Origin of the sequence: Acidipropionibacterium thoenii DSM 20276, assembly GCF_000423445.1 — a bacterium.
Lineage (GTDB): Bacteria > Actinomycetota > Actinomycetes > Propionibacteriales > Propionibacteriaceae > Acidipropionibacterium > Acidipropionibacterium thoenii.
In genome coordinates, this window is sequence record NZ_KE384019.1 from 267,949 (window position 1) to 287,370 (window position 19,422).

A 19,422-nucleotide genomic window follows, 5' to 3' on the forward strand; every position below is an offset into this window, starting at 1 on the left:
TTGCTCATCCTCATTCTGTCAGCCCCGGCGCAATGGGTGCTCGCTGGCCGGTTGTCGACCCGATGACACCGCGCCGGGCTCGCGGCTGGTCTAGCCTGTGGACCATGAGCACAGCCCTGGTGTTGATGAATGTCCTGGTGCCGCTGAAGGTGATGCCCGGCTGGCCCACCGAGTCCTTCAGCCCCCTGCACCTGATCCTGCTGTGCGTGGTGGGCCCGATCCTGGTGCTCGCGCTGTTCAGCATCATCGCCTGGACCCCTGGTCTGTTGCGCCAGCGCCGGGCCGGCGAGGTCGCTGCCGGGCTCAGCGACGACGATGACGTCGAGCCGAGCACCCCGCAGATTCAGTCCTGACTCCCGGCGCCGCTCACCGGGTGGCGGCCCGGGCGCTCCTCGCCTGGCACCGCAGCGCTCGCTCGGCGGCGTCGGCCCGCTCCAGCAGCACCCGGCGCACCGTGCTGGACAGCGTGCGCGAGTTCATCCAGGCCGACAGCTCGTCGAGCCATTCACGATCGGCCACCTCACTGGGGAACAGCCACAGCAGGGCGTTCTGGATCTGGGCATGGCCGGCCGCCGACCACTGCCCCTCGCCGGCGTCGATCGCCTCGCAGAGCTGGAGGTACCTGGCCGCGAAGGGCTTGAGCACCTCCTCCTGGTCGGGGTTGGCGAAGTGGCTGACGATCGACCGGTAGGTCTCGTTGGGGACCCCGGCCTCCTCGGTGGCGCGCGCCCAGGCGGCCTCCTTGGCCTGCGGGGTGGGTAGTGCGGCCAGAGCCCCGGCAGCCTGCTCGGCACCCGAGCTGGTGTTGTCGCGGTCCCTCTCGGCGGCGATCAGATCGGCGTCGGCGGCACCCAGCCGGGCCAGTGCCGAGACGATCCGCCAGCGCAGATCCTGATCGACCTCCAGGCCCTCGGGAACCTCCTCGCCGGCCAGCCAGCCCTTCAGCAGGGTGACGCCGGCAGCACCGATCACCGCGACGAGCCCGTTGGTGAGGGCCAGCTGATGGTCGGATCCGGGTTCGGCCTGCTTGAGCAGACCGGCCAGGGTGGCCACCAGATCGGCGCGGACACCCTCGCGCAGCCGCGGTGCGGTGTAGCTCAGGGTGGCGGCACTGGCCTGGCGGATCAGGGACTGCACGGCGGTGAGGTCCTGCTCGGAGGGCAGCCCGGAGGACACCAGGGCGACGTAGTCCTGGGCGGCCAGCTCGGCGTCACGGCACATGTCCCAGGCCGCACCCCAGCACAGCGCCCGGGCCAGCGGGTCGGCGAGCTGGTCGATGTGAGCGGTGAGGGTGGCCAGACTGGCCTCGTCGAGACGGACCTTGGCGTAGGTCAGATCGGCGTCATTGAGCAGGATGAGGTCCCCGCGCGGGTGACCGGCGAGGGCGGCGATCGGAGTGCGCTCGCCGTGGATGTCGACCTCCAGACCATCGGTGCGCACCAGCCCGGAGTCGGTCAGCGAGTAGATGCCGATACCCAGCCGATGGGTGCGCAGCGTCGGGAACTGCGCCGAGGCGGACTGCACGACGTCGAACCGGGTGAAGTTCCCGTTCCCGTCCAGGTCGAAGTCCGGGCGCACGGTGTTGACGCCGGGAGTGCGCAGCCAGCTGGCGGTGAAGTCCGACAGGTCGCGTCCACTGGACTTCTGGAGCTGATCCAGCAGGTCCGACAGCTGGGCATTCCCGAAGGCGTGCTCGGCCAGGTAGGCGCGTACGCCGGCCAGGAAGGCCTCCTCGCCGACGAAGGCCACCAGCTGCTTGAGGGTGGAGGCCCCCTTGGCGTAGGTGATCCCGTCGAAGTTCTGCTCGACGGTCGCCAGGTCGACCATGTCGGCGGCGATCGGGTGGGTGGTGGGCAGCTGGTCCTGGGTGTAGCCCCAGGTCTTGCGCTGGTTGGCGAAGGACACCCAGGGGTTGACGCCGCCGTAACGGGCCACGATCTTCTCCTGGCAGTGGTGGGAGGCCCACTCGGCGAAGGACTCGTTGAGCCACAGGTCGTCCCACCAGGTCATCGTCACCAGGTCGCCGAACCACATGTGCGCCAACTCGTGGAGGATGGTGTTGTCCCGGGAGTCGTAGGCCGCGGCGGTCACCTTGGAGCGGAACAGGTAGTCATCGCGGTGGGTGACGCAGCCGACGTTCTCCATCGCCCCGGCGTTGAACTCGGGCACGAAGGACTGGTCGTACTTGCCGAAGGGGTAGGGGTGGCCGAACTCGGCCTCGTAGACCTCGAAACCGCGCTGGGTGGTGGTGCGGATCCGCTCGGCGTCCAGGAACTGCACCATCGACTGGCGACACAGGATGTTGGCCTGGATATCGGCCCCGGCGCGGGTGCGGACGGTGCCCTCGTCGACGTGGTAGTCGCCGGCGACCAGGGCGGTGAGATAGGTGGAGATCCGTGGCGTGGCCCCGAACTGCCAGGTGGACACGTCGTCGTAGGGTCCGTCGCTGACCGTCACCTCACCGGAGTTGGAGATCACCGTCCAGCCGCTGGGAGCGATCACCTCGAGCTGGAAGGTGCCCTTCTGGTCTGGCTGCTCGAAGTCGGCGTAGACCCGGCGGGCATCGGCGATCTCGAACTGGCTGTAGAGGTAGGTCCGGTTGTCGGCCGGGTCGACGAACCGGTGCAGTCCCTCACCGGAATGGGAGTAGCGGCACAGCGCGACGATGGTCAGCCGATGCTCTCCTGCCGGGGCCTCGATGGGATAACGGTGATCATGGAATGCCGCCGGGTCTAGCGGGACGCCGTCGAGCTCTGCGGCGTAGACCCCCTCGGCAATGAGGTCGGCGTGGGTCGGCTCGCCATTGCTGGTGAAGGCAATCGTCGAGGAGGAGACGAAGGTGCCGGTGGGATCGGCCAGAGGGTTTCCCTGCGGGTCACGGCCGGACAGATCGACCACCACCCGGTAACCGATCGTGCTGATCACAGTCGACCGGATCTGTGCTTCTTCCCTGGTGATGTTCACCGGATTCATTGCATCTCCCTGTTCTGCATTCGCAGTGCTACCTCCGCAGTGCCCCGGCGCTGGTCGGAGTGCTGTCAGAGCTGACTCTATCCATCCGGACACCGGCCAGTCACACATTGCCGGAATGCGCGCGGGGCGAAAACCGTACGTAAGTCGCCATTGAATTGTGGACCGCCGCTGACGGCGAGTTGACTGGGACCATGACGACGACAGTTGATTTCTGGTTCGACCCGGCATGTCCGTGGGCATGGATGACCTCGCGATGGATGCTGGAGGTGGAGAAGGTCCGTGACGTCCACACCGTCTTCCACGTGATGAGTCTTGCGGTACTCAATGAGGGCCGCGACCTGCCGGCCGACTACCGCGCCGAGATGGACCGGGCCTGGATCGGCGCCCGGGCGGCCACCGGCGTCGTCGAGACCTATGGTCAGGAGGCGGTACGGCCCTTCTACACCGCCCTGGGAACCCGCTACCACCTGGCCAGGGAGCCCCGGGAACAGGCCACCGTGGAGGCCGCCCTGGCCGAGTGCGGCTATGACACCGGGATCGCTGCCCGCGCGACCACCGCGGAGTTCGACGAGGCGATGCGCGCCTCCCACCACCAGGGGATGGACCCCGTCGGCCAGGAGGTCGGCACCCCGGTGCTGCACGTCAACGGGATGGCCCTGTTCGGCCCGGTGATCTCCCCGGCGCCGAAGGGGGAGCAGGCCGGGGATCTGTTCGACGGCTTCCTCAAGATGGTCGCCTACCCCGGCTTCTTCGAGCTCAAGCGCACCAGGACGATCGGGCCGAGGTTCGACTGAGCCGGCAGGTGTCCCGCTGGGGTAGCAGGAACGGCGGCGGGCCCGTTGGGATCGCGGTGGGCCTCCGACGACACGGACCGGGAGTCGAGTCGACGGTCTGCCCCGGGGGTGGGAGGAGACCATGAGCACAGTGCTGATGACGGGGTTCGAGCCCTTCGGCCGGCGGAGCCTGAACTCCTCCTGGCTGGCGGTCAGCTTGCTGGCCCAGACCTGGCAGGGTCGGGCCGAGCTGGTCATCCGATGCCTTCCGGTGACCTTCCAGGGCTGCGGTCCGGCGCTGCGCCGGGCGGTCCGGAGCGTCCATCCGGACGTGCTGATCGGCGTCGGCGAGGCGGCAGGACGCACCCACCTCACACCGGAGCTGGTCGGGATCAACTGGGATGACGCGGCCATCCCCGACAACGCCGGGGCCCAGCCCAGGCAGGAGTACATCGAGCCCGGCGGCCCGGCGGCCCGGTTCACCGGCCTGCCCATCTACCAGGCTGTGGAGCGGATGCGAGGCGCCGGGATCCCGGCGCGGGTCTCCCTGTCCGCGGGCAGCTACGTGTGCAATCACGTGATGTACACCATCGGCGGTCTGGTGGAGGCTTCGGCAGGCAGGCTGACCGGGGGGTTCTGCCACCTGCCGCAGGCTCCCGAACAGGTGGTCGACCCAGACCTGCCCACCATGAGCTCCCAACTGGCGGCCCAGGGGTTGGGCATCCTGCTGGAGACCACCCTGGAGTCGCTGCAGGTCTGAGAGCTCCCGGAAGTGTCACCGTGATGCGCAAGGATGGGGACCATGGCGAATGAGGACACTCCCGTCGAGGCGAGCACATCCGAGGCCGACCTCAGGCATGCCTGGACCGAGCTGGCCGAACGGATCCTGGCAGCCCAGGAGGCCTACTACGGGGCTGATGCACCCACCATCTCGGATGCCGAGTACGACCATCTGATGCGCGACCTCCAGAAGCTGGAGGCCGATCACCCCCAGCTGCGCACCCCCGACTCGCCCACCCAGCGGGTCGGGGCATCGCAGAAGGTCACGGACTTCGCCCCGGTGACCCATCTCGAGAGACTGCTGAGCCTCGACAACGTCTTCACCCTGGAAGAGCTCACCGAGTGGATCGCCCGGGCCCGCGCGGGGGCCGAGGCTGCCGGCATCAGCGAACCCTGCCAGCTGCTCTGTGAACTGAAGATCGACGGCCTGGCGCTGGATCTGGTCTACCGCAACGGACACCTGGACAGCGGTGCCACCAGGGGCGACGGTCGGGTGGGGGAGGACGTCACCGGCAATGTCCGGACCATCGGGGCGATCCCTCAGCAGCTCACCGGCGCAGATGTTCCCGAACTGCTGGAGGTGCGCGGGGAGGTGTTCTTCCCGGTCGCCGACTTCGCCGACCTCAACGCCCACCTGGTGGAGATCGGCAAGCCGCCGTTCGCCAATCCGCGCAACGCGGCAGCCGGATCGCTACGGCAGAAGGACCCCCGGATCACCGCCGACCGGCCGCTGTCGATGATCTGCCACGGGCTCGGCCGGGTGGAGGGGTACGACTTCCCCAGCCAGGGCCACTCCTACCAGAAGCTGGCCGAGTGGGGGCTGCCGGTCTCGCCCTACTACCAGCTGCTCGACACTCCCGACCAGGTGCTCGACTATGTCCAGCACTGGGGGGAGCACCGTGACGAGGCCGCCCACCAGATCGACGGGATCGTCGTCAAGATGGACGATGTCCAGGTGCAGCGGGCCCTGGGGGCCACCTCGCGGGCGCCCCGCTGGGCGATCGCCTTCAAGTACCCGCCCGAGGAGGTCAACACCAGACTGCTCGACATCCGCGTCAACGTGGGTCGCACCGGGCGGGTGACCCCCTACGGGGTGATGGAGCCGGTGACAGTGGCCGGTTCCACGGTGGAGATGGCCACCCTGCACAACGCCTTCGAGGTCAAGCGCAAGGGAGTGCTGATCGGCGACACCGTGGTGCTGCGCAAGGCCGGCGACGTCATCCCGGAGATCCTCGGACCGGTCGTGGAGCTGCGTGACGGCACCGAGAAGGAGTTCGTGATGCCGGTCGAGTGCCCCTCCTGCGGCGCGCCGCTGGGATACGAGAAGGAGGGGGACAAGGACCTGCGCTGCCCCAATGCCAAGGGTTGTCCCTCACAGTTGCGCGAGCGGGTGTTCGCACTGGCCTCCCGATCCGGGCTGGATATCGAGGCGTTGGGCTGGGAGGCCGCGATCGCTCTGACCGATCCGGAGAACGCCCGGCCCGATCCGGATCTGGTGGCAGGGGAGATGCCCGAACCGGCCACCCCGGTACTGGCCAGTGAGGCGGGGCTGTTCGACCTGACCGCCGAGGACCTGCGAGATGTCCAGGTCTGGCGGCAACCCAAGATCAAGGGGGAGCCGGGTCCATGGGTCCGTGAACCCTACTTCTGGACCAGGCCGACCGCCAGGAAGCCCTCGGTGCCGACCGCCACCACTCGCAAGATGTTCGATGAACTGGTCAAGGCGCGCAGTCAGCCGCTGTGGCGGGTCCTGGTGGCGCTGTCGATCCGCCATGTCGGGCCGACCGCGGCCCGCGCGCTGGCCGCCCGGTTCACCTCGATGGATGCGATCCGTTCCGCCTCGGTCGAGGACCTGGCGCGGACCGAGGGGGTGGGGGCGGTGATCGCCGAGTCGGTGGTCGACTGGTTCGGCATCGACTGGCATCAGGAGATCGTGACACGCTGGGCCGCCGCCGGGGTGCGGATGGCCGACGACATCTCCGAGCTCCCGGCGGCGACCCTGCAGGGCCTGACCGTGGTGGTCACCGGCAGCCTTGAGGGATTCAGCCGTGACGAGGCCAAGGAGGCGATCACGTCCCGGGGAGGCAAGGCGGCCGGGTCGGTGTCCAGGAAGACTGACTACGTGGTGGTCGGTGCCAACGCGGGGTCGAAGGAGACCAGGGCACGCGACCTGGGACGCCCGATCCTCGACGAGGCCGGGTTCAGGTACCTGCTGGACAACGGCCCCCAGGGAGTGCCGACCGTCGGGTGAGAGCGGCTACTGGCCGGTATCGGGATCAGCCCAGGTGCCGAGTGACCCTGTCCTGCAGTCGCAGCTTCGCCGCCGGCCACTCGGTGGACAGCATCGAGTACACCACGGCGTCATCCAGGATGCCGTTGGCATGGCGCACATAGGCCCGCATCACCGCGTCCCGTTTGAACCCGAGCCGCTCGATAGCCGCTCGCGACTGCTGATTGGTCCACTTGGTGCGCAACTCGACGCGCACGCAGCCCAGCTGCTCGAAGGCATGCTCGATGAGCAGCAGCTTGGAGTCGGGGTTGCTGCCCGAGCCCTGGCAGGAGGCCCGGGTCCAGGTGTAGCCGATCGAGAGCCGGGGCACCTCGGGCACCAGGTCGTAGTAGGTGGTGACGCCGATCGGCAGCTCGTCGGCCAGCCGGATGCAGGCGAAGGGGACCATGGTGCCGGCGTCGCGGGCGTCCAGTTTTCCGGCGATGTCGTCGGCCATCTGCTCGGGGGCCGGGGTGGAGGTCCACCACAGCCGGTGGCCGAGGTCGCCATCCCTGGTGGCCTCGATCAGGCCGTCCAGGTGGTCCCTCGACAGTGGTTCCAGCCGCACGATCCGGCCGGTCAGGGTCAGTTCGGGATCGATCCACGCCATGGCCTGTCTCCTTCTGGTCGCCGCCGCAGCCCTGTGCCGGGCTGGTCGGGTGTCAGTCTGTCAGAACTCGGTGACGCTGTAGGGCAGGTCATCGGTGGCGAACAGCCTGCCGATCGCCTGGACCTGCTCGGGGGTGCCGCGAAGATGCCCGGCCCCGGCCAGGGAGTGGGCCCGCACGCCGCCGAAGTACAGCGACCCCAGCGCCGCGATGCCGATCACCGCGGCATCGGGGTGATCACCATCGAGCCGTGTCACCTCGGCCGGTCGGTCCGGATCGGAGACCTCGATCCGGTAGTAACCGGTGCACCACTCCAACGGGTCGATGACGTGCAGCAGCACCGAACCGCGGTGGTCCCAGCCGCGCACCTGCAGGGCCCGCACGACGTCGAGAATGCGAACCCAGGTGAGGTCTCCGCGGCCGGTGAGGCGGACCACCCGAGGGTCGCGGACAGCCCACGGCAGCGGGGTGCCGGGGTTGACCTTGGAGGCGGTGATCGTTGTCACCAGGTCGATGGAGGCCAGGAACTCCCACAACCCCAGCTCGGCGTCGGCGGTGACCGCCACGAGGTCACTGACCGTCATCGCCGTCCCGAAGTCCTCCGGCACCCGGTAGGAGACGACGCCGTCGGGACGGCCCTGCGGGTCGCGGTGAACCGCCGAGCGGAGCCTGCGGTCGGGTTCCTGCTTGTCATAGGACCAGCGCCCGGAGGCGAAGTCGACCCACCAGTCGAGGCGGCCGTGTGAGCCCCGTCGCACGGCGTGGAACTGCTTGAACACCTCCAGTCGGAGGTCGTCGATGTCGCCGGGCATCACCATCTCCACCGACCCCTCGGGCCGGTGCGAGAGCACGAAGCGCTCGTCGCTGGTCACCTCGATGTGCTGGTTCTGGGTGGACACGCCGAATCCGAAACGCCCGTAGATGGCCCCCTCGGTCGCCGTCAGCGCCGCCATCGACAGCCCCTGGTCGATCGCCACCTCGAGATCGTGAGTGATCAGGGCGCGCAGGATCCCGCGCCGCCGGTGGGTCGGTCGCACGGTGACATCGGTGATGAAGTCGGCCGGCTCCAGGTGGGCGTGGCCGGTGTTGATGGTCTGGTCGTAGCTGGCCAGAGTGGCCACCGGAAGGCCCGGCAGACCGGCCTCGCCGGTCGGCCCGGAGGCCGCCGCCCGGTCAGCTTCGCCGGGCTCGGCATGCACCGCCCACAGACGCTCCCCCCGGACGTGGTGGGCGTAGTGGGAGAGAAAGTCGGAATCCGGCCAGGGCAGATGGAAACCCAGATTCACCGCCCGGCACTCGGCGGCGAGTTCCTTCGAGAGGGTGCCGTCGGCGACCACCCTGGTGAGACGATAGGGATCGGGCAGTTCGCTGTCCTGATGAATTTCGGCCATGGTTTCGATGCTATCCATCCGTGGGGTGGTGGCGTCGGGGTCGGCTCCGGGGGCTGCTACGATCACCCCGGCCGGCCCCGGAGCGGACCGGGAGACGGCGGGAACCGATCAGGAGCCGGCGATCACCGTTCGGGAACCAGCAGCTGAGTGCACCAGTGAGCGGGCTGGGGCCCGCGCTGCAAACCTCTCCACCGCGGTGAAATGATGGGCCCATGACCTTCAGACCCACTCGCGTCCACATTGCCACCGACCATGCCGCCTTCGAGCTCAAGGAGTACCTGGTCGGTCAACTTGAGCAGGCCGGCTACCAGGTCGTCGACCACGGGGCCGACTCCTACCAGGCCGAGGACGACTACCCGCAGTACTGCATCCCGTGCGGGGTGGCGGTGTCGGCCGAGCCCGGATCCCTGGGGATCGTGTGCGGTGGCTCGGGAAACGGCGAGCAGATCGCCGCCAACAAGGTGCACGGCATCAGGGCTGCGCTGGTCTACAACGCTGAGACCGCGAAGCTGGCCCGACAGCACAACGACGCCAACATCATCTCCCTGGGGGGCAGGATGCAGGCAGACTCCGAGGCCTGGGAATGGGTGAAGGTCTTCCTCACCACCGAGTTCTCAGGGGTGGAGCGCCATCAGCGTCGGATCGACCAGCTGGCCGAGTGGGAGAGGACCGGCAGGCTGGTCTGAGATCCCTGGACGGTGATGGCCTCAGAGCTGTGAGCGGGGGCCTGCGCCACGGGCGCGTCGCTCCAGGTCCGCCAGGATCAGTGGCCATTCCTGGCCCGACGGGGGCATCGGTACGGTGGCCGTCGGCCCGCTACGGTGGCCCCGCTCGGTCAGCTCCTCGTGATCGGCCAGCTCACGGGCGCGAAGGGCTCGCATCCGATCGACCACCGGGCCGTTGCGTCTGCCCCTCGGGGGGTTCTGGTTGGTCCTGCTCACCGCCCCATTTCATCACCGCCGGGTGCTTCGCACGTCATTCGCGCCACATCAGGGAGGATCAGTTGCCCGAGGGGCACGTCATCCATCGTCTCGCCCTCGCCCTGGAGCAGGCCTTCGCCGGTCGGGTGGTGCGGGTCAGCTCTCCCCAGGGCCGGTTCGCCGCCGAGGCCGCACATCTGGACCGCAGTCGGCTGCGCACGGCGCAGGCCCTGGGCAAGCACCTGCTGCTCGACTTCGATGTGGCCGGCGACCACCTGGTGCACATTCACCTGGGACTGATCGGGAAACTGTCGATCGCCCCCATTGCGCCGGTGCACGGCCAGGTGAGGTTACGTCTGGACGACGGCATCCAGGCCGCGGATCTCCGCGGGCCGCAGTGGTGCCGGTTGATCAGCGACAGCCAGTGGGATGCCGTTCGCGCCGGGGCCGGTGCCGACCCGATCCGCGCGGATGCCGATCCGCAACAGGCCTGGCACGCGGTGCACCGCAGTCGGCGGCCGATCGGCGTCCTGCTGATGGATCAGTCCATCACCGCCGGGGTGGGCAATATCTACCGGGCCGAGGTGCTGTTCCGGCAACGGATCGACCCGATGACACCGGGGGACCGGATCAGCCACCGCAGCTGGCAGGCGATCTGGGATGACTTGGTGCGCCTGATGCGCCTGGGGGTGGTCGCCGGGCGGATCGACACCGTGGCACCCGAGCACACTCCTGAGGCGATGGGTCGCCCGCCGCGGGTGGACCGCCATGGCGGGGAGGTCTACGTCTACCGACGGGAGGGTCGACCCTGCCTGGTCTGCGGCACCCCGATCCATCGCTCGGACCTTGCCGGACGCCACCTGTTCTGGTGTCCGCGCTGTCAGCGGAGGCACCGATGAACATGCCATCGGGAGAGCGGAACGGTTGGTCGGCCCAGCCCGGCTCCTCAGACCCGTCGCAGCCGCAGATCTGGAACGGCTGGAACCTGGAACTTGCCAGCACCTCGGATGGCTGGCCCAGGGTGGCGGGCGACAGCCCGGCCGGTGCCGTACTCATCGACGCCCCCAGCCCCTGGCAGGTCTCGCAGGCCGAGCTGGTGGGGGCCGAGATCCAGGTGACCGCCGACCATCCCAGCGGCGCGGTGATGAGGATCCGGCAGAGCCTCGACGAGAGCTGGGACGTCAGGATCAGTGCCAGCCTGCCGGTTGGTGCGGCTGAGTCCTCCCACGTGGTGGAGCTCCCGGCACCGCGTTGGCGCTTCGCCCCCGACTCCCCGGTCCAGGTATGGGCCGCCGGTGCCGACGGCCTCATCCTCACCGACCGGGATCGCCGGACCGGATCCGATCGCCGGATCCTGTGGCGCCAGATCTGCGGGGACTGCTGGCTGGACGGGCACGCGGTCCGGCCGCTGGGGCTCAGCCTCGAGCTGCACCCGGGCGAGACCGTCACCAGCATGTGGCGTGGCATGGTGGTGCACTCGGTGGCCCAGGCAGCCGCGATGCTGCCCTGCTGGCTCCCCGACGAACTGCTGGTCGATCCGCGGATCGACCAGGCGATCTGGCTGGACACTCCCGACGCCGGACTGCTGTTCGACGGCGAACCCACTGACCAGCAGCTGTTCCCCGTGGTCGATGACCCGGTGCTCCATGAGGTGCAGGTACGTCAGGCTCGCGGCACGACCCGGCTGATGGTCGGCTGGGCCTCGATGGCCCGCGATCATGCCTGGCACCGCGCCGAGCAGATCCTGGCCGGCGCCGACCCGCGCCGGCTCACTGGCGCGCAGGCCTGGATCCTGCTGCAGGGCACGCCGGTCGGTGGAGCCCGCGTCGATCAGGTCGCCGGTCTGGTCGCGGAGTCCCTGGAGAATCTGCTGGCCCGCCCCGGAGCCGATTTCTTCACGGTTGTCAGCGCCATCGCGCTGGCCGGCCAGCTGGCGGACGCCGACATCTGGGAATCGGCGGTCGAGGCCCTCGGCGAGCTCTCCGCGCAGGACAACGGGACTCTCATCGCCCATGCCCTGGCCCGCTCGCGTGCCGGCCTGCACGACTGGCGGGTCCCCGATCCGGGGGCTCTGACGGCCAGCTGCGATCCGCTGGTGAGAGCCGAACGCGCCATTCTGCTGGGCCCGGCGAGCGGTCCGCCGGAGGACCCGGCGGCCGGCCCGGATGCTGATGCCCAGGCGGCACTGTGGTGGCTGGGGTCGGCGTTGCCGGCCCCGGGACCGCGTTCTCTGGTGGACGGCGACGGTCCGGTGCCGCCACACAGATCGGCCTGGGCGGTGGCGATCACCTCGTTGTGGCCCAGTTGGTGGCCGGTCGTGACCGGCTGGGGTGCCGACGTCACCCGGTTGCGTCAGCGGGCGACCCGCAGACTGTTGCTGGATCCGCAGCTCGGCGATGAGGAGCTCGCCCTGCTGCTGTGGTGAGCCTCGGCGGGCTGCGCGCCGCCCGCCGAGCTCAGCCGTGGGGGCCCGGCCGGTGTCGCGCCCGACAGCGCCGATCTGTGGACGGCTCCTGCGAGTCCGTGCTGGCAGCGGGCCACAGGTGGCACAGTTAATGCGTGACGATCGCAGAAACCGCTAACCGGCGCGCAGCTGCCAGCATCATCCCCAAGCTGATGCTGACGGCAGCCGCACTGATCATCGTGAGATCACTGTTCTCCCAAACCTGGTGGGTGCAGGCGCTCAACTCGATCTTCTCGGTACTGGTCTTCCCGACCGACGTCGGAGGCTGGGGGATGGCGGTCCTGCTGGTGATCCTGGCGTACTCGCTGAGCCGCCGGAAGCGGACCGCCTGGCTGGTCAGCGTGGTGATGTTCGGGCTGATGTGGCTGTTCGCGGTCTTCCTCTTCGGGGTGCTGATCTTCCAGGTGGTCCAGGCAGACCCGACCGACCCCTTCGAGGACCTGTCGATAGCCTCCTACCTGTTCAACGTGGTGAGCATCGGCTGGATCCTGTGGGTGCTGATCACCCGGCGTCACCAGTTCAACGCCCGGACCGGACGGGCCAACCGCCGCTGGGCGATCGCGGTGCTGATCGGCGGGCTGGCGGCCAGCTTCCTGATCGGCTGGCTGCTGGTGTGGGTCACCGGGGGGACCGGCCGGCCGCGCAGCAGGCTGTGGCATCTGCTGGCACGGATGGCCGAGGGCAACCGCGCCGACATCGCCGTCGAGGCCCCGGCATGGGTCGGCGATATCGTCGGGCTGCTGATCGCCGCCACCCTGGTGGCGGCACTGATCGTGCTGCTGCGTTCCCAGCGGGCGGCCGCGGTGATGACTCTGGACGAGGAGCTGGCGCTGCGGCGACTGCTGGATGCCAATCCGGCCGACTCGCTGGGGTACTTCGCACTGCGTCGCGACAAGTCGGCGGTCTTCTCGGCCAACGGCGGCGCTGCGGTGGCCTACCGGACTGTCACCGGGGTGATGCTGGCCGCCGGCGACCCGATCGGTCCGTCGGCGCAGTGGCCGGGGGCCATCGAGGCCTTCCTGGCCACCGCCCACACCTACGGCTGGTCGCCGGCGGTGCTGGGAGCATCGGAGGCCGGCGCCACTGCTTGGCAGCGCGCCGGGCTCAAGCAGTTGCGGATCGGTGACGAGGCCATCATCTCGCCCGCCACCTTCGATCTGGAGGCCCGGGAGATGCGCCCGGTGCGGGCCACCGTGGACCGGCTGCGCAAGGCAGGGTACACGGTGCGGGTCCGCCGTCATGAGGACATCGACGAGGCCGAGCTCGGTGAGCTCATCGGGCTCGCCGACCGGTGGCGGATGGATGGCGACGAGCGCGGCTTCTCGATGGCGCTGTCGCGACTGGGAGACGCCTTGGACGGCCGCTGCGTGATGGTCGAGGCGCGATATCCGGCTGATGCCGGCACCGCCGCTCTGCTGTCCTTCGTGCCCTGGGGTCCGGACGGGCTGTCGCTGGATGTGATGAGGCGTGATCCGCGAGCCGACAACGGGGTCACCGAGTTGATGGTGGCCGGGCTGATGTCGGCCGGCCGGGAGATGGGGCTGCGTCGGGTCTCGATGAACTTCGCGGTCTTCCGCGAGGCCATCGAGGAGGGCTCACGGGTCGGTGCGACCGCCCTGCAGAGGCTCAACCGCCGGCTCATCTCGGCCGCCTCGAGATGGTTCCAGATCGAGCAGCTGTACCGCTCCAATGTCAAGTACTCCCCTCAGTGGCAGGCCCGCTATCTGGGCTATGCCGAGCCTGCCGACCTGGCGCAGGTGGGGCTGGCGATGGGGCAGGCCGAGGGGCAGCTCGACCTGCCGCGGTGGCTGAGCCCGCTGCCCGAGATCCACCAACCGATCTACCGGGCCGACTCGAGTCCCGAGATCGCCGCTTTCCTCTCCGAGCAGTCCAAGCCTGCGGCATTGCCGGCCAGGCCGGTGCCGGAGCAGGTGCGAGCAAGAATGGCCACCCGCGAGCGGATCCTGGCCGAGGGCGGCCAGCCCTATCCTCCCGATATCCATCCCGACCATCGCCCGGGTGAGCTCGCGGCGCTGCCCGATGGCACCCCGGTCTCGATCGTCGGGCGGGTGCTGGCGGTGCGCGACCACGGCGGGGTGATCTTCGCCGACCTGGCGGACTGGTCGGGGGAGGTCCAGGCGGTGCTCGAGGCCCGGAGCATCGGCGTGGACGCCATGAGGCGGTTCGACCGAGAGATCTCACTGGGCGACCACCTGCTGGTCACCGGCCAGATGGGTGCCAGCCGAACCGGCACCCGGTCGGTGCTGGCCGACTCCTGGCGACTGGCGGCCAAGGCGCTGCGTCCGCTGGCGAACCGACGGACCGGGATGAACGATCCGGAGGCCAAGGTGCGCAGGCGCTATCTCGACCTGATCGTCAACGTCTCGGCCCGTGACCAGCTCCGGACCCGCTCGGAGGCCATCCGGGCGGTGCGCGAGACCCTGTTGGGTCACGACTACCTGGAGGTGGAGACCCCGATCCTGCAGACCATCCACGGCGGGGCCAATGCGCGGCCGTTCCGGACTCATATCAACGCCTACGATCTGGACCTGTACCTGCGGATCGCTCCCGAGCTGTATCTCAAACGGCTGATGGTGGGGGGTGCCGGGAGGGTCTTCGAGATCGGCCGGAACTTCCGAAATGAGGGTGCCGACGCCACGCACAATCCGGAGTTCACGATGCTGGAGGCCTACCAGGCCTTCGGCGACTACGTGCAGATGCGTCATCTCACCCAGGAGATGATTCTGGCAGCGGCGCGCCGGGCCATCGCAGGCACCGTTGTCCACGGCCGCGACTCCTCCGGGGTCGACCACGAGATGGATCTGGCCGAGCCCTGGCGGGTGATCACTGTCAACGAGGGCATATCGGCGGCGCTCGGGGAGGAGATCACCGCCGACACCTCCAAGGAGGAGCTGATCGGCCATGCCGAGAAATTGGGGCTCCCGGTCTCTCCCAGATGGCAACGCGGCGACGTCGTCCTGCAGTTGCACGAGCACCTGTCCGAGAGCCGAACGGTGGAGCCGACCTTCTTCTGCGACTTCCCGACCGATGTCTCCCCGCTGACCCGTCAGCACCGCAAGGACCCGCGGTTGGCCGAGAAGTGGGACCTCATCGTGCTGGGCGATGAGGTGGCCACCGCCTACACCGAACTGGTCGATCCGGTGATCCAGCGGAAGAGATTCACCGCCCAGTCGTTGCGGGCGGCCGGTGGTGATCCGGAGGCGATGGAGTTGGATGAGGACTTCCTGCAGGCCCTCGAGTTCGCGATGCCGCCCTCGGGCGGAATGGGCATGGGACTGGACCGATTGGTGATGTTGCTGACCGACACCTCGATCCGCGAGACCATCACCTTCCCGCTGGTGCGCCCGACCCGGACCGATGGGCCGAGCCTGAGGTGAGCGAGAAGATCGTGACGACCCTCACCGGATCGGGGCCGCGTCAGGTCCGACTGAGGATCCGGCACGGCCAGGGCCCGGCTGTCCTGCTGATGTCGGGGGCCGCCCAGACCAGCGGGTTCTGGCGGCCGGTGATCGAGGAGCTCCCGGGCCGGCTGATGGCCTCCTTCGACCGTCCGGGGATGGGCGGGACGCCGTGGCCGGGCCATCTGCCAACCCTGGCCGAGGAGGTGGAGACGGCCGTCGGGCTGGTCCGCCGCCTCGGCGAGCCGGTGGTGCTGGCGGCTCATTCGATGGCGGCTTTCCACGCCGAGGCGTTGATCCGTGAGCATCCCCTGCTGGTGAGCGGACTGGTACTGGTCGATCCCTCGGTCGAATGGCAGACCCGACCCCCGAGCGTGCAGGGAACCGGCCTGGCACGAACTGTGCGGGCAGCGGCCGGCAGCGGCCTGGCGGGCCTGGGGGAGATCTGCATGACGATCGAGACCCTCATGCAGACCACCTGGTCGGCTGCCCGGCTGGGCCAGTACCTACGCGTCCACCGGGTCAAGGATGTGTACGGGGACCCGGAGTCGCTGGCGATGGCCACCGCGGAGGTGATGGCCTATTCCGGGCAGGCCTGGGATCTGATGGAGGTGCGGTCCGACAGGCCGTGGCCGGGGGCGCCCACCATCGTGCTGTCGGCCGAGAACTCCCACGCCGAGCAGGAGGCGGACCGCCAGCGGCGACTGGCCGTGCTGCTCGGTGCCCAGTTGCGGACAGTTCCCGGCTCCCGTCACCTCATGATGCTCGACGCGCCGCAGGCGATCGCCGATCTGAGTTGAGGTGCTGGTCCGCCGATCCGGGCCGGGATGCCGCCGAGCGGCCCAACCACTACACTGGCCGAGGTTCCGCCCGCTGCGAGGGTGGGATCGGGGCGTAGCGTAGTGGCTAGCGCGCCTGCTTTGGGAGCAGGAGATCGCGGGTTCGAGTCCCGTCGCCCCGACCAGCCGATGGTCCACATCACGGGGGCATCACGGCATCGCCCGCCGGTATTCGGTACGGTGCCCCTATGGTGTGGAAGGTCGTGTCGCTCGTCGTGCTGGCTGCACTGGCAGTCGGTTCCTGGGTGTTCATATTCGTTGATCGTAATCGTGCGGTGCCCGCTGACAACTACTCCTACAGCGCCCCGGCCACCCCCTCGGTGTCCCCGACCAGCGCATCGGGCAGCCCCTCACCCAGCGCCGCAGCGACCCCCACCGGGTCCACGACCCCCGCCGCAGCAGCGAAGATCACGCTGCCTGAGGATGCCAAGGTGGTCATGATCGGCGACTCCTGGACCTCCGGCTACGCCGCCGAACCCCGAACCGACGGGTTCGCGTACCTCACAGCCGATTCGATGGGCTGGGACCTGACGAATCTGGGGGCGGCGGGAACCGGCTACGTCAACGCCGGCCCCAATGACGAAGGGGACTTCGCAGACCGGATCGCCAACCGCGAGCAGGACGATGACATCGACCTGGTCATCATCCAGGGCGGCCTCAGCGACGTCTCGAGCGAGGATGCCGACGAGGTCACGGCCGGGGCGACCAGGGCGATCACGGCGGCCCGCAGCACCTGGCCGAAGGCGCAGTTGGTCATCCTGGGGCCCTGCCCGAGCCGACTGCCGGCGCCCTCCCCGCTGACCAGCGTGGACTCCCAGCTGACCGCCCTCACCAGCACCCGAAAGATCAACTATCTGTCCTGCCTGAAGCAGAACTGGATCAACTCCTCGAACTATGACGAGGTGATCGACGCCAATTCCAGCTACCGTCCCTCCACCGAGGGCCACGCCTACCTGGCCAAACAGCTGGAGGCCGGCCTTCGCAAGATCGTCGTCACCGGGTAGTCGATCCACGGTGGCCAGGGCTTCGGCCGCGGGTACTCGCGATCCGAATGTGACGGAGCAGGCGCTTCCATGTAACATGGCCGAAGCCCCGTCAGGGGCATGCGGATGTAGCTCAATGGTAGAGCCCTAGTCTTCCAAACTAGCTACGCGAGTTCGATTCTCGTCATCCGCTCCACAACAAGGCCCGGCCGATGCCGGGCCGCCCTCCTCGCGCCGAGTGGTCTTCGGGGATGTCATTGCGCCGGCTCCCAGGTGCGAGGTCGGGGTCCCGGAGCAGACGCCGGTGGTCCCTTGGAGCGATGTCTCGGCCGGCCCCACCATCGCACTGCGGCAGATCACTGGACCGCACGTCAGGAACTGCGAGGAATGGTCACGAGATGATCAAGGCAACCATCCTGGTCAAGCGCGCGCCGGGCATCAACGGGGCGAGGTTCGTGGACCGTGACGCGGCCGTCGTGCCGCTGAGTGACGAGGTCGAGGTCATGGGTGATGCCCCCGCCGAGGCGATCGGTGGTGCTCGGCCGGCCGCGACCGACGGTCTCGAGCGGGCGGTCGCCCACGGTGCCACGGCGCTGTCGGAGGTTCATGACAACTCCGCCCACGAGGACACCGAGGGCAACGGCAGCGTCTACCTGACAGCGCCCTGCGGGACCCTCATCGAGTTGCAGACGCTGCCTCATGGGCACTGGTACGACGCCGACAGCGAGGCCCATGCCTGGACCCCGCCTCGTGGGCGGGCATGATGCCAGACGGCTCGGCGGAGCGTGTGAGGCACGCGGGGGGAAGGTCCGCGACTGTTCTGTCGGGTCGTAGCGCCCGGTTCGCGTTGGCGGGAGTGCTCGCGGTAGGGATGTTGGGCACCACCCTGCCGACGTCGATCTACGCGAGCTACGAGCAGGCGTTCGGGTTCGAGCTGCCGATGGTCACGGTGATCTTCGCGGTCTATGCCGCCGGTGTGCTGGCGGGACTGTTCGCCTTCGGGAGGTGGTCCGACACCCTGGGCCGCAAGCCCATGCTGACGGCCGCTCTCGGGCTGTCGGCCGGGATCTTCGTGGGAACCGCCACGGCGACCATGACGGAGCTGGCATCGGACAGACGCCGGGCCGCGCTGCTGGCGACCTGCGCGAACGTCGTGGGTCTGGGGCTGGGGCCGGTGCTCGGCGGCCTGCTGGTGGCCTGGCTGCCGAATCCGCTGCGCACTCCCTACATCGTTCATCTCGGGCTGGTCGCGGTGGCCCTGGTGCTGCTCCTGATGCTGCCTGAGACTGTCGAACGGCAGCGCGGAGCGCGTCCGCAGGCGATGCCGCTGGCCGTCCCGGAGCCGGTTCGGCGCTATTTCACCACCACCGCCATCCTCGGCTTCGTCGGCTTCGCGGTGGTGGGCCTGTTCACCGCCGTGGCGCCGTCCATCGGCTCGCAACTGATGGGTGTCACAACGGTCCTCGGCGAGACCTTCCTGGTGACCAGCGTCTATGCCGGCTCCACCGCCGGCCAGTTGATCCTCGCCCGGCTCGACGAGGGAGCCTGGGAGGCAGTGGCGGTGTCCTGCCTGGCGGTCGGCTCCCTCGTGCTGGCGCTCGCCGTGATGGCGGCCTCATGGCCGCTGCTGGCGGCATCGGGGCTGATCGCCGGCGTCGGGCACGGCGTGGCATTCAGCAGGAGAATGGCGACGCTGAGTGCTCATGCACCTGACGAGCAGCGAGCTGCGGTGAGCTCGGCCTACTTCGTCGTCGCCTACATCGCGATATCCGTGCCGGTCGTCGCGGAGGGTTTCAGCGCACAGTTGCTCAGTCTGGTGTCGGCCGCTGTCGGCTTCTCGGTGGTGATGGCCCTGCTGGCGATCGTGGCGGGAGTGCTGGTGCACCGACGGGCAGCATTGCGGTGAGCCTGCTGTCGGCTTGGTGGTGCCCCGATCAGCTGGCTAGAATTGGAAGGCGCGTGTCTCTGCCGTGACGGGCGGGGACTGACCAACCAGGACCATC

Annotated in this window: 16 protein-coding genes and 2 tRNA genes; 14 read left to right on the forward strand and 4 right to left on the reverse strand. The window is 68.9% G+C overall.

Features of this window, described 5'->3' with window-relative positions; all coding sequences use genetic code 11:
* Positions 1 to 104 precede the first annotated feature (104 nt).
* Complete coding sequence (locus tag G554_RS17965; RefSeq protein ID WP_154654288.1) at positions 105 to 353, forward strand: hypothetical protein; 249 nt, start codon at positions 105 to 107, stop codon at positions 351 to 353.
* Between the two features lie 13 nt (positions 354 to 366).
* Here the strand turns inward: G554_RS17965 and pepN are convergent, their stop codons facing one another.
* On the reverse strand, positions 367 to 2,973 hold the full coding sequence (pepN, locus tag G554_RS0113085; protein ID WP_027588249.1) for an aminopeptidase N: 2,607 nt from the start codon (positions 2,971 to 2,973) through the stop codon (positions 367 to 369).
* A 191-nt stretch (positions 2,974 to 3,164) separates the two neighbouring features.
* Between pepN and G554_RS0113090 the strand changes: the two genes are divergently transcribed.
* The 3 genes from G554_RS0113090 to ligA all read left to right on the forward strand — a co-directional run bounded on the left by G554_RS0113090 (position 3,165) and on the right by ligA (position 6,777).
* Positions 3,165 to 3,767, forward strand: coding sequence for a mycothiol-dependent nitroreductase Rv2466c family protein (locus tag G554_RS0113090; protein WP_027588250.1), 603 nt, complete (start codon positions 3,165 to 3,167; stop codon positions 3,765 to 3,767).
* A gap of 121 nt (positions 3,768 to 3,888) precedes the next feature.
* Positions 3,889 to 4,506, forward strand: a complete 618-nt coding sequence (locus G554_RS0113095; RefSeq protein ID WP_027588251.1) for a pyroglutamyl-peptidase I — start codon at positions 3,889 to 3,891, stop codon at positions 4,504 to 4,506.
* 42 nt (positions 4,507 to 4,548) lie between these two features.
* Entirely contained in the window at positions 4,549 to 6,777 is a 2,229-nt protein-coding gene (gene ligA, locus G554_RS0113100) for an NAD-dependent DNA ligase LigA (protein ID WP_027588252.1), read from the forward strand.
* Between the two features lie 25 nt (positions 6,778 to 6,802).
* Here the strand turns inward: ligA and G554_RS0113105 are convergent, their stop codons facing one another.
* Together G554_RS0113105 and G554_RS0113110 are read right to left on the reverse strand one after the other, a co-directional pair.
* Positions 6,803 to 7,405 carry a GNAT family N-acetyltransferase gene (locus G554_RS0113105; protein WP_027588253.1) on the reverse strand — a complete coding sequence of 201 codons (603 nt, stop codon included), beginning with the start codon at positions 7,403 to 7,405 and terminating at the stop codon, positions 6,803 to 6,805.
* A 60-nt stretch (positions 7,406 to 7,465) separates the two neighbouring features.
* Positions 7,466 to 8,794 carry a GNAT family N-acetyltransferase gene (locus G554_RS0113110; protein WP_027588254.1) on the reverse strand — a complete coding sequence of 443 codons (1,329 nt, stop codon included), beginning with the start codon at positions 8,792 to 8,794 and terminating at the stop codon, positions 7,466 to 7,468.
* Positions 8,795 to 9,006: 212 nt separating this feature from the next.
* On the opposite strand from G554_RS0113110, the gene G554_RS0113115 reads away from it, so the two are divergent.
* Positions 9,007 to 9,480: a ribose-5-phosphate isomerase gene (locus tag G554_RS0113115; RefSeq protein WP_027588255.1), complete on the forward strand. Its 474-nt coding sequence runs from the start codon at positions 9,007 to 9,009 to the stop codon at positions 9,478 to 9,480.
* A gap of 21 nt (positions 9,481 to 9,501) precedes the next feature.
* Here G554_RS0113115 and G554_RS0113120 read toward each other — a convergent pair whose 3' ends face one another.
* Positions 9,502 to 9,735, reverse strand: coding sequence for a hypothetical protein (locus tag G554_RS0113120; protein WP_027588256.1), 234 nt, complete (start codon positions 9,733 to 9,735; stop codon positions 9,502 to 9,504).
* A 62-nt stretch (positions 9,736 to 9,797) separates the two neighbouring features.
* Here G554_RS0113120 and G554_RS0113125 point away from each other — a divergent pair, with 62 nt between their 5' ends.
* From G554_RS0113125 to G554_RS0113170, 9 genes are all read left to right on the forward strand, one after another.
* Complete coding sequence (locus G554_RS0113125) at positions 9,798 to 10,613, forward strand: Fpg/Nei family DNA glycosylase (protein ID WP_027588257.1); 816 nt, start codon at positions 9,798 to 9,800, stop codon at positions 10,611 to 10,613.
* Positions 10,610 to 12,139 carry a hypothetical protein gene (locus G554_RS0113130; RefSeq protein WP_027588258.1) on the forward strand — a complete coding sequence of 510 codons (1,530 nt, stop codon included), beginning with the start codon at positions 10,610 to 10,612 and terminating at the stop codon, positions 12,137 to 12,139. Before G554_RS0113125 ends, G554_RS0113130 begins: the two co-directional genes overlap by 4 nt.
* A 134-nt stretch (positions 12,140 to 12,273) precedes the next feature.
* Positions 12,274 to 15,576: a bifunctional lysylphosphatidylglycerol synthetase/lysine--tRNA ligase LysX gene (gene lysX, locus G554_RS0113135; RefSeq protein ID WP_281167972.1), complete on the forward strand. Its 3,303-nt coding sequence runs from the start codon at positions 12,274 to 12,276 to the stop codon at positions 15,574 to 15,576.
* Positions 15,573 to 16,397 carry an alpha/beta fold hydrolase gene (locus G554_RS16395; RefSeq protein WP_051233122.1) on the forward strand — a complete coding sequence of 275 codons (825 nt, stop codon included), beginning with the start codon at positions 15,573 to 15,575 and terminating at the stop codon, positions 16,395 to 16,397. The genes lysX and G554_RS16395 overlap by 4 nt, the downstream gene beginning before the upstream one ends.
* Before the next feature lie 88 nt (positions 16,398 to 16,485).
* Positions 16,486 to 16,561: transfer RNA gene (locus G554_RS0113145), tRNA-Pro, on the forward strand.
* Positions 16,562 to 16,624: 63 nt separating this feature from the next.
* Complete coding sequence (locus tag G554_RS16400) at positions 16,625 to 17,440, forward strand: SGNH/GDSL hydrolase family protein (protein ID WP_036925779.1); 816 nt, start codon at positions 16,625 to 16,627, stop codon at positions 17,438 to 17,440.
* Positions 17,441 to 17,541: 101 nt separating this feature from the next.
* Positions 17,542 to 17,615, forward strand: a tRNA-Gly gene (locus G554_RS0113160).
* Between the two features lie 202 nt (positions 17,616 to 17,817).
* Positions 17,818 to 18,183 (forward strand): VOC family protein, encoded by a 366-nt coding sequence (locus G554_RS16885; RefSeq protein ID WP_027588261.1) that lies wholly within the window; start codon positions 17,818 to 17,820, stop codon positions 18,181 to 18,183.
* 107 nt (positions 18,184 to 18,290) lie between these two features.
* Positions 18,291 to 19,325, forward strand: a complete 1,035-nt coding sequence (locus G554_RS0113170) for an MFS transporter (protein WP_051233126.1) — start codon at positions 18,291 to 18,293, stop codon at positions 19,323 to 19,325.
* Positions 19,326 to 19,422 lie beyond the last annotated feature (97 nt).

Coding starts and splice junctions, on each gene's coding strand:
- G554_RS17965 (WP_154654288.1), top strand. CDS start 105: ATGAGCACAGCCCTGGTGTTGATGAATGTCCTGGTGCCGCTGAAGGTG.
- pepN (WP_027588249.1), bottom strand. CDS start 2,973: ATGAATCCGGTGAACATCACCAGGGAAGAAGCACAGATCCGGTCGACT.
- G554_RS0113090 (WP_027588250.1), top strand. CDS start 3,165: ATGACGACGACAGTTGATTTCTGGTTCGACCCGGCATGTCCGTGGGCA.
- G554_RS0113095 (WP_027588251.1), top strand. CDS start 3,889: ATGAGCACAGTGCTGATGACGGGGTTCGAGCCCTTCGGCCGGCGGAGC.
- ligA (WP_027588252.1), top strand. CDS start 4,549: ATGGCGAATGAGGACACTCCCGTCGAGGCGAGCACATCCGAGGCCGAC.
- G554_RS0113105 (WP_027588253.1), bottom strand. CDS start 7,405: ATGGCGTGGATCGATCCCGAACTGACCCTGACCGGCCGGATCGTGCGG.
- G554_RS0113110 (WP_027588254.1), bottom strand. CDS start 8,794: ATGGCCGAAATTCATCAGGACAGCGAACTGCCCGATCCCTATCGTCTC.
- G554_RS0113115 (WP_027588255.1), top strand. CDS start 9,007: ATGACCTTCAGACCCACTCGCGTCCACATTGCCACCGACCATGCCGCC.
- G554_RS0113130 (WP_027588258.1), top strand. CDS start 10,610: ATGAACATGCCATCGGGAGAGCGGAACGGTTGGTCGGCCCAGCCCGGC.
- G554_RS16400 (WP_036925779.1), top strand. CDS start 16,625: ATGGTGTGGAAGGTCGTGTCGCTCGTCGTGCTGGCTGCACTGGCAGTC.
- G554_RS16885 (WP_027588261.1), top strand. CDS start 17,818: ATGATCAAGGCAACCATCCTGGTCAAGCGCGCGCCGGGCATCAACGGG.
- G554_RS0113170 (WP_051233126.1), top strand. CDS start 18,291: ATGTTGGGCACCACCCTGCCGACGTCGATCTACGCGAGCTACGAGCAG.